The following is a 13,759-nucleotide window of genomic DNA, read 5'->3' as shown; positions in this document are numbered from 1 at the left end:
TTAAATCACATTAACTTCTGCTTCTATGTGTATTCCGAATTTTTCAAATACTGTTTTTTGAATTTCTTTTGAGATTGCCAAAATTTCTTGACCTGTTGCATTCCCGTAATTAACGAGTACCAGTGCTTGGTTTTTATGAATCCCAGCATTGCCAAAACGTTTTCCTTTAAACCCAGCTTGTTCGATAAGCCAGCCTGCAGGAACTTTTACTTCAGTTTCAGAAACATCATAATATTTCATTTCTGGAAATTTCTGATGGATTTTTTCGAAATCTGATTTCAATAAAATTGGGTTCTTAAAAAAACTACCACTGTTTCCTAATTCTTTAGGGTCTGGTAATTTACTTTGTCTTATTGCAATTACAGCATTGCTAACGTCTTTTAAGTTCGGATTTGTAATGTTGTTTTTGGCCAATTCAGCAGTAATGTCCCCATAAGATGTATTGATCTTATGATTGCGTTTTGTTAGTTTGTAAATTACTGATGTTATAATATATTGGTCCTTTACTTCGTTTTTGAAAATGCTTTCTCGATATCCAAAATTACATTCACTATGGGTAAACGTTTTTATTTCTTGAGTTTCGATATTCATCGCATCGCATGAAACAAACGTGTCTTTTATCTCCGTTCCGTAAGCACCTATGTTTTGAACAGGAGTAGTCCCTACATTACCCGGAATAAGAGACATATTCTCTAATCCGCCAAAGTCTTGTTCGATTGTCCAAAGTACAAAATCATGCCAAGTCTCTCCGGCTTGACTTTCGACCCAAACGTAATCGTCGTTTTCTTTGATTGTCTTTTTTCCTTTTAGGTCAATATGAATTACCAAGGCATCGATGTCTTTGGTCAAAAGCATATTGCTTCCTCCTCCGAGAATGAATTTTTCTTGATTTTTATTTTCTTCCAATACCTTTTTTAATTCGGCAATTGAATGTACAGCAACGAATTGTTTTGCTTTTGCTTCAATGCCAAATGTATTGTGATTTTTTAAAGAAAATTGAGATAGAATTTCCATAAATGCGAAACTTTTTTGTAGAATTAATCGAGAGCTCAAAAGTAAGGATTTTAATCTATTTTGAGTTGTCTTTGAGATAAATATCGAGTTGAAAATTTTGAATGTTTAACGGCAGGGCAAGCAAAGTTTTTTAATAAAGTTCTGTGAGTTTTGCTTGTCTTGCGGTTAAAACAATTTTTATGCAGACCGTGAATTCAATAACTCATGGTATTTATCAGCAATAATCTTCATGTTGGTAGAATAATTTGCTTTTTCTTCAACAAATTTTCTATTCTCAATAACTGCTTGATTTCGAGATAGCGTGTTTTTAAATGACCAAATAAGTTCTTCCGCAAGTTTGCTGTCATTGTCAATTGGTATTAATTGTCCACTGTAGCGATGTTGTATCCAGCTTTGATTTCCTGGGATATCAGATACAACGGGGTAGCAATTGCAAGCCATAGCTTCAAATAATGAGGCGGAAACCCCTTCAGTACTTGGCATGCTGATGTAAAAGTTGGCTTGTTGTAATAATTGGGGTAAAATTGTATTTGCAATTCGACCAGTAAAAATTACTTTGTTTTGAATATTTAATTCTAATGCTAGTTTTTTTAGATATTCTAATCTAGTTCCGTCACCAACAATTGTTAGACTGAAATCAATATTTTCTTTATCTAAAATGGCAAATGCTTTTAAAATACAATCGTGTCTGTATTCGGGTTGTAGTGAACGAGTGACAATTGCTTCGATTTTATCAGAATTGTTGATTGTAGCAGAAAAAAGAGATAAGTCAATTCCTTTTGGTAAGACCAAAACTTTATTCATATCAACTCCAATGGCTTTCATGGAAATTGTCATTACAGGTCCCCAAGCATGTATTAAATGTGCTTTTTTGAATGCATATTTCTGAATTATCTTTTTTAAGGGTAACAATATAGATTTTTCAGGCCATAAATCAGTTCGCCCTTGTTGTGCAATTGCAATTGTATTTACGCCTGATAATGCAGCTAGAAAACCATAACTAGTTGTTCTTTCAGCAATAACCATGTCGGGTTTTTCTAATCGAATGATTTTTTTAATTGTAAAAGGAGCAAAAGCGTATTCAGCTATTCGCTTGAAACGATTTAATTTGGTATTGTTTGGCGTTTTGAGTTCCCAAGTGCAAATTTCAAAATCGCCAAACTCCTTTAAGCCTTTCATCCATGTAATGGCATCGGCTCGATATGATTCTCCAAGAAAAAGTATTTTTCTTTTTTTCATTCTTATTAATTAGAATTCATCAGTGGTCAACGCACGATTGATAAATTCATTTAATGGTTTTAAGGCGATAAGTTTTTGACTCATTTTTGAGACAAAATCTTTCTGAGTTACTTCTTTTATGTCGTATTTCTGCATTGCAGTAAAACTTTTTAGTTTCAAAAAATCAATTGCAGGATGGTCTTTTTCGTATCCACGTGGTGGATTTTTTAGCGAATTGGTCTCGGTTACATCTAAGCTTCCAAATTCTTTATTGAAATTTTTATCGGCTACAATGGCTTCTAAGTCTTCATGAAAAAAAGCTATTTCTTTACGTACTTTTTTTAAGTCTTCGGCTTCAGGTGAGTATAAGCCACCAGCTATAAAACTAGCACCTTTCTCAATGTGTACATAATATCCAGAACGGTTTTGTCCTTTTACTCCAGTAGAAAGCCAAATTCCAAGATGTGCTTTGTATGGCGATTTGTCTTTAGAGAAGCGAATATCTCGGTTGATTCTGAATGTGCAATTTTTTACTTCTAATAACTCCAATGAAGGATCCATAGGTTTCATTGCATCTAAAAAATTGGCAACTAGCTGATGGTAATCTTTTTTGAAGATTTCATATCGCTTTTTATTTTCTAAAAACCAATCTCTGTTATTGTTGGCTTTTAAGTCATCTAAAAACTGTAAACTTTCTTTGGTGAGCATATTTTTAGTTTTTATTATAGTTGTTTTTTTAAATCAGTCTCGCTAATAAATCCTGTGTTTTTCCATTTTACTTCCTTGTTCTCATAAAGTATTAGAGTTGGAAGCTGGTCAATTTTCATGTTTTTTACCAAGGTTTTGTTTTTGTCAACATCTATGCGAATGATAACTACTTTATCAGCAAGTTCTTTTTGCATTTTAGTAAGATAGGGAGTCATTTGTTTACAAGGACCACACCATTCTGCGTAAAAATCTACCAAAACCTTTTTATCAGAATTTAATAAAGTCTCATATTCTTGGCTTGTCATTCCTATTGTTTTGTTGTTAGGATTTGCATTTGTAAAGCCTTCTGCGTTCCATTTTATAATCCCGCCATCAAGCTCATATATGGTTGTGAATCCTAATTCTTGTAGTTTTTGAGCTGCTTTTTTACTTCTGCCACCGCTTAAGCAATATACAAAAACAGGTTTTGATTTATCAAAGGTTGCTGCCTTTGTAGCAAAGTCTTTACCTTTCCAGTCTACATTTACGGCATTTTCAATGTGTTCTGCTGTATATTCTTCAGGAGTTCTTACATCTAAAATTAGAGGCTTTTGAGTAGCGCTTAATTTTTCTGCGAAAACGCTTGGTTCAATAATTTCGATATTTTTAGATGATTGTCCGTTGCAAGATGCGAGTACAAATGCAATTATAATAAGGAGTACTTTTGGGGATTTCATAATCTTTAATTTTAATGTGTAGGCTAATTTAAGTTTTTTTTTAATTTACAAATCTTTACAAAATCATAAATTAAATATTTTATAGCTCTGATGCGTTGATTTTACAATAGATTCAGTGCGATCTGGGTGCGTGTCCGAAATAAAAAGTTGTCCAAAAGTATCATTGTTTACCATCTCGATAATTTTGGCTACTCGAGTTTCATCTAGTTTGTCGAAAATATCATCAAAAAGTAAAATTGGTTTCACGCCGCTCTGTTTTTTTAAGAATTCAAACTGTGCCAATTTCAAAGCTATCAAAAAAGATTTTTGCTGTCCTTGTGAACCGAATTTTTTAATAGGATGGTTATCGATTTCAAATGATAAATCATCTTTGTGGATTCCGACACTAGTATATTGTAAAGCGCGGTCCTTATTGATGTTTTCTTGTAGTAGAATGAGTAAGTCTTTTTCGAATAAATGACTTTCATAGACTAATTGAACGGTTTCTTCTGAACCTGTTATTGCATGATGGTGTGCATTGAAAATTGGAATGAAAGCTTCGATGAATTGTTTTCTTTTTTCAAAAATAGATTTTCCGTAGCCATCCAATTGCTCATTATATATAGACAAGGTGACATTGTCAAAAACATGATTTAATGCAAAGTATTTAAGTAGTGCGTTGCGTTGACTAATTACTTTTTGGTATTGGATAAGTTGTTGTAGGTACTGTGGGTCTAATTGTGAAATCACAGTATCCATAAATTTACGGCGAGTTTCACTTCCTTCAACAATTAAATCTCTGTCGGCTGGCGAAATTATTACCAAAGGAATAAAACCTATATGGTCTGAGAATTTATCATAGGCCTTGCCGTTTCTTTTTAGGATTTTTTTCTGTCCTTTTTTTAAACTGCAGACGATTTGTTCATTTCGTTCGTTTTTTTCTATCTCAGCATCTATTACAAAAAACTCTTCTCCATGCTTGATATTTTGCACTGCCAAGGGATTGAAATAGCTTTTTCCATAGGCTAGATGGTAGATAGCATCGAGTACATTGGTTTTTCCAATACCATTTTTTCCAACGAAACAATTTATCTTTTTGTCAAATTCGAAATTGGCTTCTGAAAAATTTTTATAGTTGAATAAAGAAATCTTTTTTAAATACATTTTTAAACTGCTGAAATAAAGCTTGTTGTTGTTTTAATGTAACAATTTTTAAGCGTGTGCAAATTATTGAAAAATATCGATATAAACCGTTTTTTGGAGGCTTGTGTGTGAATTATTTTGATTTTGCTACATAAAAAAGCGCTATTTTGAAGGATATTTTTTTAAAATTAATTTAAAATTGATTTTTTTCATGTAAGTTTCAATAAAAATTTTATTTTTGCCGTTCACTAAATTAATTTTAAATGGCTACTTACAATAAAAGAGGATATAAAGCACCAAAAGAAAAAGAAGTTAAAGATGAAGTTGTTAATGAAGAACAACAAGTAATTCTTGATGGGAAAAACAGTAAAACTGCTGAAGTTTTTTCTAAATTAGATGAGACTGCTTCTAGAACTGAGGATTGGGTTGCTAGAAACCAAAAAATTATTATTGGATTAGTTGCTGCAATTGCAGTAGGGACTATAGGTTATTTAGCTTACCAAAAATTTATTGCTTCTCCTAAACAAGAAGAGGCTGCTAATGAAATGTTTGTTGCTCAACAAAACTTTGAAAAAGCAACTAACGGTGTAGCTAGTGATTCTTTGTATAAATTAGCATTAAACGGTTCAGAAGGTAAATTCGGATTTTTAAAAATCGCAGATGAATATTCTGGAACTGATGCTGGAAATTTAGCAAACTATTATGCTGGTATTGCATATTTAAATACTGGTAAATATGATGAGGCAATTTCTTATCTAGATAAATTTAAGTCTAAAGATTTAATTTTAGGTGCTTTGGCAAAAGGTGCTATAGGTGATGCTCATTCTCAAAAAAATCAACCAAAAGAAGCTTTAGACTATTACGTTAAAGCTGCTGAATTAAATAAAAATGATTTTACTACGCCACGTTTCTTGTTAAAAGCTGGTAAAACTGCTTTAGCTTTAGGTCAAAAATCAGATGCTCTTAAATATTTTACAGATATTAAGGAGAATTATGAAGCGACTCCAGAAGCAGCTTCTGTAGATGTTTTGATTGGTTTAGCACAATAAATAATTGTAGAGTTAGAAATTTAGATTTAAGATTTGTATTTTAGCAATCTGAAATTAAATTCTAAAATCTTAAATAGTAAAGATGGCTACCGAAAATAAAAATTTATCCGATTACGATAAAAACACAGTCCCAAATGCGAAAGATTTTCGATTTGGGATTGTTGTTTCTGAGTGGAACGACACTATAACAGAAGGCCTTTATAATGGCGCTTTTGAAACATTCATTGAGAACCAAGTTCCTGCACAACAAATTATTCGATGGAATGTTCCTGGGAGTTTTGAGTTGATATATGGAGCGAAAAAAATGTTGCAAACTCAAAACGTTGATGCTGTAATTGTTATTGGATGTGTAATCCAAGGGCAAACGAAGCATTTTGATTTTGTATGTGAAGGTGTAACTCAAGGAATTAAAGACTTGAATGTTCAAACTGATATTCCAGTTATTTTTTGTGTATTAACAGATAATAACATGCAACAATCTATTGACAGAAGTGGTGGTATTCACGGTAACAAAGGTACCGAGGCTGCTATTGCAGCAATAAAAATGGCATACATTCGTCAGCAAGCATCTTTAAATCAGTTTCAAGACCAACAATTGTTGTCAGCAGGGGCGCTTCAAATAGAAGACAAGCCTTTGGAACTAGAAAAATAAAAATACATTTGTAAGAATTTTGAAACCTATACTGTGTAAAAATAGTATAGGTTTTTTGTTTTTTTTATGATTTATTAAGTCATAAAAGACAGTATAAATTCATTAAATTTGTAAACTTTGGTTTTAAACCAAAAGCCTAAACCATAAACCCAAATTTTTTTTAATGTCGAGTATTATACAATTACTTCCTGATCATGTTGCCAACCAAATTGCTGCTGGAGAAGTGGTTCAAAGACCTGCTTCGGTGGTGAAGGAACTTTTAGAAAATGCAGTGGATGCTAAGGCAACAGATATTAAATTAATCATCAAAGATGCAGGAAAGTCATTGGTACAAGTAATTGACAATGGTTCGGGAATGAGCGTTACCGATGCACGTTTGTGTTTTGAACGTCACGCAACTTCTAAAATACGTCAAGCTGAAGATTTGTTTTCATTGCATACCAAAGGATTTCGTGGAGAAGCGTTAGCGTCTATTGCTGCGATTGCTCATATGGAAATGAAAACCAAGCAAGATCAGGAAGAACTTGGAACGCATATTGTTATTGAAGGCAGTAAGTTTGTTTCTCAGGAAGCTGCTGTCTTGCCTGTAGGAACTTCATTTGCGGTTAAAAACTTATTTTTTAATATTCCTGCCCGAAGAAACTTTCTAAAGTCAGATACAGTTGAATTTCGTCATGTTATGGATGAGTTTCAGCGTGTAGCTTTGGCACATGCTAATATTCATTTTACTTTTTATCATAATGGAAGTGAAATGTATAATTTGCCTCCTTCAAGTTTTAGACAGCGTGTTGTTGGAATTTTTGCAGGTAAAACAAATGAAAAATTAGTTCCTGTAAATGAAGAAACTGAAATTGTAGCAATAAAAGGATTTGTAAGCAAACCTGAATTTGCTAAAAAAAGTAGGGGAGAGCAGTTTTTCTTTGTTAACGACCGATTTATTAAAAGTAGCTATTTGCATCATGCAGTTATGGCTGCTTATGATGGAATCTTAAAAGATGGCGCACAACCAAGTTATTTCTTGTATTTGTCTGTACCACCTAATACTATTGATATTAATATTCATCCAACTAAAACTGAAATTAAGTTTGATGATGAAAAAGCTTTATATGCTATTTTAAGAGCGTCAATTAAACACAGTTTAGGACAATTTAACGTTGCTCCTGTTTTGGATTTTGATCGTGATGCTAATTTAGATACGCCTTACCATTATAAAGATTTAGAAGGAGAAACGCCTACAATTCAAGTTGATGGTACTTTCAATCCTTTTACTGATGATAAAACAAATAAACACTATGCTAATTTAGGTTCAGAATCTAGCTTTAGCTCTGGTTCTAGTTATAGTTCAGGTTCAGGCAGCTCTGGTTCAGGAGGTAGCTCTGGTTCAGGAGGTAGCTCTGGTTCTAATTCTTATTCTAGTTATAAAAAACCAGAATCAACTGCTAGTTGGGAAAGTTTATACGTTGGCTTAGAACAGGATATTGAAGAAATAGGGATGATGTCTTTTGAGAATGAAGAAGTAACTTCGTCTTTGTTTAATGATGATGAGATTGAACAAACGGTTCATAAGACGTATCAAATACATAAAAAATATATTGTTTCGCCTATAAAATCTGGAATGGTGATTGTTGATCAGCAACGTGCTCACCAACGTATTTTATACGAACAGTTTTTGCATAACATGACAGTTAATCAAGCTTCAAGTCAGCAATTGTTGTTTCCTTTGAATTTGTTTTACTCATCTACAGATTTAGAAATTATTAAGGAATTGCAATTATCACTTGTGAATACTGGTTTTGTTTTTGAGCCTACATCCGAGGACCATATTGTGATTTCAGGAATACCAGTTAACAGTACAGAGAGCGAAGTGTCACTGGTTATAGAACAATTGTTGAGTGATTTACAAGGTGGAATTCCAGAAAGTAGTTTTTCTCAAAATGATACAATTGCCAAATCGATGGCAAAAAGTATGGCTGTAAAAACAGGCTCGTACTTGACAGAAAAAGAACAAGATAATTTAGTAAATGGGCTCTTTGCTTGTAAAGATCCAAATATTTCTCCATTTCAAAAACCAACTTTCATTACCATGCGTGTGGAAGATATAGATAAAAAATTTGCATTATGATGAACATGACTCCTGTTGTAAAACAACTATTGATAATTAATATTATCTTTTTCCTTGGCTCACAATTAGTGCCAGTTTCTTATGAGTACTTCTCGTTGTATTTTCCAGAGAACTATCAATTTAAACTTTGGCAGCCAATTACGCATATGTTTATGCATGGAGGATTTATGCATATTGCATTTAATATGTTTGCTCTGGTTTCTTTTGGATCAGCATTGGAACATTTTTGGGGAGGGAAAAAATTCATATTCTTTTATATCTCATGTGGACTAGGAGCGGCCTTGTTGCAATTAGGGTTTAATTATCTTCAAATACAAAATACTTTAGAAGGAGCGTCTAGTTTAGGTTTATCAGATAGTTCATTGCACCAAATATTAAATGTGAATTTTACAGATGGTACGATCTATCGTGGAGATTTATTTATGGATGGTATCAGACCTATTTTAGATAAAGCAGGAAAAACGAATCTGTTAAATGAGATTAATTTTAAAAGTTTGTTTGATGCTTCAGTAATTAACCAGACTCCTATGGTTGGAGCTTCAGGTGCAATTTATGGACTTTTAGTTGCTTTTGCTTTTATGTTCCCTAATGCGGAGTTAGCACTTATGTTTATTCCTGTGCCTATTAAAGCTAAATATTTTGTTCCAGGAATTATTGCAATTGATTTGTTTTTAGGATTTAAAGGAAATTCATTGTTTGGAAGTGGAGGAACAGGTATAGCTCATTTTGCTCACGTTGGTGGTGCACTCGTTGGATATTTGATGATGTGGTATTGGAAAAAGACTCAGTTTAATAATAATCGTTGGAATTAATTTTTTAGCTTTATTACTTAAATTTTAAAACATAAAACACATATGAATATTATAGACGATTTAAAGTTGCAATACAAATTAGGCGGAATTGCTCAGCGAGTAATCTATTGGAATATTGCTTGTTTTTTAATTTCATTGGTGTTTTTTTATCAGTTCACGGTAGGGCAATTTGCTTTTCCAAGTTGGTTGGCTTTATCATCTGATCCGTCAGATTTTTTATTCAAACCTTGGACATTCCTTACGTATGCCTTTTTTCATGACGGATTTTTGCATTTGTTATTTAATATGTTAGTATTGAACTTTGCAAGTTCTTTGTTTTTGACTTTTTTTACAGAAAAGCAATATTTGGGATTGTATATTTTAAGTGCAATCTTTGCAGGAGTAGTATTTGCACTTAGCTTTTATTTTTTAAGCCTTAATTCTTCTGTTGTCGGTGCTTCGGCTGCTATTATGGCAATTTTAGTGGCTACAACAACGTATCAGCCATTAATGACCGTGCGCTTGTTGCTTATTGGGAATGTAAAATTATGGCATATTACAGTCGTTATTTTAGTATTGGATCTTATGCAGTTTCGTTTAGGGAATATGGGAGGTCATATTTCTCATCTTGCAGGTGCAATTTTCGGTTTTGTTTTTATTAAGTTATTACAAAACGGTTTAGATTTAAGTAAGATTGTAACTCGTGTTTTAGATTTCTTTATTAATTTATTTAAGAAATCACCATCGACTCCTTTTAAGAAGGTGCATAAAAATTACAATAATGTGCCTAATCAAAGAACCACTTCAAAAATCGTCACTAAAGACAAGACGCAACAGCAAATTGATGAAATTTTAGATAAAATTAGTCAGTCAGGTTATGATTGTTTAACAAAAGAAGAAAAAGAATTTTTATTTAAAGCTGGGAAATAAAAATCATTAATTAAAGGGGAATGAAGAATCTTTCATGGTTTAATAAAATAATGTTCTTTTTGAATATAGTGCTTACTGTATTGACATTTAGTGCTTATATTTTACCCTTTTTGGCTCCCAAGATTTTCCCTCTTCTATCGGTATTAACGTTGTTTATGCCATTGTTTTTTGTATTCAATGGGCTATTCTTTTTCTATTGGGCAATTCAGTTTAAAAAACGCATGATTCTATCGGGGTTAGTTCTCTTGATGGGAATTACTTTTATAAATAAGTTCTATAAATTTTCGACTAAAGAGTATGTCAAAAATGAAAAGGATTTTACAGTGATGAGTTATAATGTGAGACTGTTTAACGTTTTTAAATGGATTGATAGAGAGGATGTTGCTCTTGATATAAAGGCTTTTATAGACGAAAAAAATCCAGATATTTTATGTATTCAGGAATTCTCCAATTCTGCAAATATTGATTTAAAAGCTTATCCACATCGTTACATCTTTATGGAAGGGAATAAGATTAAAACGGGTCAGGCAATTTTTTCTAAGTTTCCTATATTGTATCAAGGAAATATTGTTTTTCCTAAATCAAATAATAATGTAATCTATGCTGATATAAAGCGTGGTAAGGATATTATTAGAGTTTATAATATGCATTTGCAGTCGATAAAAATTTCGCCTGATGTAAATGAAATATCCGAGAATATTGATGTGATGAATCAAGAAAAATCACAGCTAATTCTTTCTAGAATCAGTAAAGCATTTAAGCAGCAGCAAGAACAAGCAGAAATTTTTAGAGAGAACAAAAAAGAATGTACTTACCCTCTGATAATATGTGGGGATATGAATAATAGCCCTTTTTCATACGTATACCGCAATATTAAAGGAAAACTAAAAGATAGCTTTGAAGAGGCTGGAGAAGGATTTGGAGCTACTTATAAATTTCGTTATTATCCTGCTAGGATCGATTATATTTTTGCTGACAATATGATGAAAGTAAAGAAATTTGAGAGTTTTTCAGACTTCGAAAATTCTGACCACTTCCCAGTTATGGCAACTCTTTCTATGGAGTAATCCTGAAAATTATATTTTCTGATTCTTCAAATATTCCATTGCGTACTTCCCTTCATTAAAAAGTAAGTCTAATACGCTTAGGTTATTTATAAACCCATGCTTGTCATCAAAAACCTGAGTGTAGGTTTCGAATGTGTTGTTGTCCTTTTTTCCATTCGCTAAGGCTCTAAAGTCTGAAATAGTACTATCTGTGTCGTGAAAATATTCTGAGGTCTTAGCGTACTCTAATTTCATTCGTAAACATTTCGAAAGAATATCTAATGCTTCAAAATTTAAATCCATTAAGAATTGGTGCTTTTTTTCAAAAAATGGACGGATGTCGTCTTCAAAAAATTCAAAAAAGGGTGAGCTTCTGTAAGCAGCTTCTAATGATTTAAAATGTTGCTTTTGCCAATCAAATTCATTTTCTATTTGAATCTCTTTGGTTTTTTGATGTGCATTTTTAGAATGCTTTACAGGGATGTTTAATAGCTGTATTCCGTTTGGACTATAAATGTAAGTACGATTTCTATTGGTTTGTTTTTGGAAATTATCTTCTATTTCAAACGTAATGCTTTCAGATTGTGCCATTACTGAAAAATGGCTAATTGAAGGGAAGTAGGTCGGAAGTAGTAATGATTCCATTTGCTTATTTGTTTATTGAATTATGGTTTAACCAGTTAATCGCTTATTTGTTTTAGTATTAAAAAAGCAATTAACTGTTTAATGATAGGTGTTTTAATTATGCTTTCTTCTCTTTTCTTTTTCTCCAGAAATACTCGCCAACAAAGTAAGCTGCCAAGAGGAATAAGAAATGTTTAAAGTATGATTGCGGTTGTCCTTCACCATCTACAGTAGTAAAGACTCTATCCCAACGAACTTTATTAAGTCCTTTGCCATGAGTATCCCAGCTCATCCATATGAATACTGGTTTTCCTATTACATGATCAAAAGGTACAAAGCCCCAATATCTTGCATCGATAGAGTTGTCTCTATTGTCACCCATCATCCAATAATAATTTTGTTTGAAAGTATAGGTTGTAGCTGGTTTACCATTAATTAAAATTTGGTTTCCTTTAACTACTAAATCATTTCCTTCATATTCTGTAATCAGACGTTTATACAGTGGCAAAACATTCAAATTGATGTTGATTGTCTTTCCTTGTTGAGGAATGTATATTGGACCAAAAAAATCATTGTTCCAATTGTAGTTTTTATTGTGTGGGAATATCTTAGGGTCTCTTTCGCCTTTGTTTTCTTTTCTTAATTCAAGACTTTCTATGTATGGATTGTTCTTTGCTATGGCTACAGCTTCTGGAGTTGCCTGTACATAGTAAGTATCAGTTTTAGAATCGTATCCTAGATCATCTGTAATATCATATTGTCTTAAAAGATTGGTAACCTCTTCGTATGTAGAGAACTTAACCTTAAACTTGACATTGTAAGAGAATTGTAGTTTGACTCTTTCTGTTGATTTGGTTTCTTTTCCATTAATAAAAACAAGTCCATTTCTGATTTCTAAAGAGTCTCCAGGAACGCCAACACATCTTTTTACTAGGTTGGTTTTTTTGTCAATTGGTTTGTAATAATTTCTATCTGGCGAAAAATTATTCATGTCCAATAGGGTGTCGGCTGGTTGATTAAAAACGACAATATCATTGCGTTTTATTTCTTGAAAACCAGGTAATCTTAAATAAGGTAACTGAAATTTGTTTAAAAATGAAGTTTCCTTTTGTGTGATGTCATCATTAAATAAATACGATTTCTTTTTAAAGAAAGGAATGGTATCGTGTACCATTGGCAATGCTACCGTTGTCATTGGTATTCTTGCGCCATAGTTTACTTTGCTTACGAATAGAAAGTCACCAACAAGTAATGATTTTTCTAATGATGAACTTGGTATTGTAAACGGTTGAATAATATACGTATGTACTAAAGTCGCAACTATTATAGCAAAAAGAAGCGAGCTAAATGTATCTGCAGTTTTATTTTCGGCTTTTAGATTTCTATTGGCATTGTATTCTAGTTTTTGTGTATAGTTTACATAATAGATATAGAAACCAAAAGTAACAAGTCCTAAAACGGTATCTAAGGTAGATTTTTTACCAAAAGTTCGAAGCGTTTCAATCCAAACTATGGGAAACATAATCAGGTTGATAATCGGGATAAAAAGCAATATGGTCCACCAAGTTGGACGACCTATGATTTTCATTAATACAATGGCGTTGTAAACAGGAATTGCTGCTTCCCAGCTTTTTCTTCCAGCTGCCTCATATAATTTCCATGTTCCTATAAAATGAATTACTTGGATAATTAAGAAGTATACAAACCACGTATAAAGCGTCATATTTATTTTTTTTAGGTCAAGATTATTTATTTAAGAACTTAATG

The 13,759-nt window shown here is 32.4% G+C and carries 13 protein-coding genes; 6 read left to right on the top strand and 7 right to left on the bottom strand.

From position 1 onward, the window contains the following. From murB to recF, 5 genes are all read right to left on the bottom strand, one after another. Nucleotides 1–1,014 (bottom strand): UDP-N-acetylmuramate dehydrogenase, encoded by a 1,014-nt coding sequence (gene murB, locus LNQ49_RS08460; protein ID WP_229988215.1) that lies wholly within the window; start codon nucleotides 1,012–1,014, stop codon nucleotides 1–3. A gap of 177 nt (nucleotides 1,015–1,191) precedes the next feature. After that, entirely contained in the window at nucleotides 1,192–2,253 is a 1,062-nt protein-coding gene (locus tag LNQ49_RS08455; protein ID WP_229988214.1) for a glycosyltransferase, read from the bottom strand. Between the two features lie 9 nt (nucleotides 2,254–2,262). Continuing rightward, nucleotides 2,263–2,940 (bottom strand): DUF2461 domain-containing protein, encoded by a 678-nt coding sequence (locus LNQ49_RS08450; protein ID WP_229988213.1) that lies wholly within the window; start codon nucleotides 2,938–2,940, stop codon nucleotides 2,263–2,265. A 14-nt stretch (nucleotides 2,941–2,954) separates the two neighbouring features. After that, nucleotides 2,955–3,656, bottom strand: a complete 702-nt coding sequence (locus tag LNQ49_RS08445; RefSeq protein ID WP_229988212.1) for a thioredoxin domain-containing protein — start codon at nucleotides 3,654–3,656, stop codon at nucleotides 2,955–2,957. 63 nt (nucleotides 3,657–3,719) lie between these two features. Continuing rightward, on the bottom strand, nucleotides 3,720–4,799 hold the full coding sequence (gene recF, locus LNQ49_RS08440) for a DNA replication/repair protein RecF (protein ID WP_229988211.1): 1,080 nt from the start codon (nucleotides 4,797–4,799) through the stop codon (nucleotides 3,720–3,722). A 242-nt stretch (nucleotides 4,800–5,041) separates the two neighbouring features. Here recF and LNQ49_RS08435 point away from each other — a divergent pair, with 242 nt between their 5' ends. From LNQ49_RS08435 to LNQ49_RS08410, 6 genes are all read left to right on the top strand, one after another. Next, entirely contained in the window at nucleotides 5,042–5,827 is a 786-nt protein-coding gene (locus LNQ49_RS08435; RefSeq protein ID WP_229988210.1) for a tetratricopeptide repeat protein, read from the top strand. Nucleotides 5,828–5,909: 82 nt separating this feature from the next. After that, nucleotides 5,910–6,479, top strand: coding sequence for a 6,7-dimethyl-8-ribityllumazine synthase (ribH, locus tag LNQ49_RS08430; RefSeq protein WP_229988209.1), 570 nt, complete (start codon nucleotides 5,910–5,912; stop codon nucleotides 6,477–6,479). A gap of 163 nt (nucleotides 6,480–6,642) precedes the next feature. Beyond that, nucleotides 6,643–8,601: a DNA mismatch repair endonuclease MutL gene (gene mutL, locus LNQ49_RS08425; RefSeq protein WP_229988208.1), complete on the top strand. Its 1,959-nt coding sequence runs from the start codon at nucleotides 6,643–6,645 to the stop codon at nucleotides 8,599–8,601. After that, nucleotides 8,598–9,413, top strand: a complete 816-nt coding sequence (locus LNQ49_RS08420) for a rhomboid family intramembrane serine protease (RefSeq protein WP_229988207.1) — start codon at nucleotides 8,598–8,600, stop codon at nucleotides 9,411–9,413. Before mutL ends, LNQ49_RS08420 begins: the two co-directional genes overlap by 4 nt. A gap of 42 nt (nucleotides 9,414–9,455) precedes the next feature. Further along, nucleotides 9,456–10,322: a rhomboid family protein gene (locus LNQ49_RS08415; protein WP_229988206.1), complete on the top strand. Its 867-nt coding sequence runs from the start codon at nucleotides 9,456–9,458 to the stop codon at nucleotides 10,320–10,322. A gap of 20 nt (nucleotides 10,323–10,342) precedes the next feature. Then, a complete protein-coding gene (locus LNQ49_RS08410) occupies nucleotides 10,343–11,389 on the top strand; it encodes an endonuclease/exonuclease/phosphatase family protein (RefSeq protein ID WP_229988205.1) in 1,047 nt (348 codons plus the stop codon). 9 nt (nucleotides 11,390–11,398) lie between these two features. Here LNQ49_RS08410 and LNQ49_RS08405 read toward each other — a convergent pair whose 3' ends face one another. Together LNQ49_RS08405 and lepB are read right to left on the bottom strand one after the other, a co-directional pair. Then, nucleotides 11,399–12,013, bottom strand: a complete 615-nt coding sequence (locus tag LNQ49_RS08405) for a WbqC family protein (protein ID WP_229988204.1) — start codon at nucleotides 12,011–12,013, stop codon at nucleotides 11,399–11,401. Nucleotides 12,014–12,110: 97 nt separating this feature from the next. After that, nucleotides 12,111–13,715: a signal peptidase I gene (gene lepB, locus LNQ49_RS08400; protein ID WP_229988203.1), complete on the bottom strand. Its 1,605-nt coding sequence runs from the start codon at nucleotides 13,713–13,715 to the stop codon at nucleotides 12,111–12,113. Between the last annotated feature and the right edge of the window lie 44 nt (nucleotides 13,716–13,759).

The sequence above is a fragment of the Flavobacterium pisciphilum genome, from assembly GCF_020905345.1.
GTDB classification, from domain to species: domain Bacteria; phylum Bacteroidota; class Bacteroidia; order Flavobacteriales; family Flavobacteriaceae; genus Flavobacterium; species Flavobacterium pisciphilum.
The sequence above is the reverse complement of the archived record's forward strand: the minus strand, read 5'-3'. Positions and strand labels throughout refer to the sequence as shown.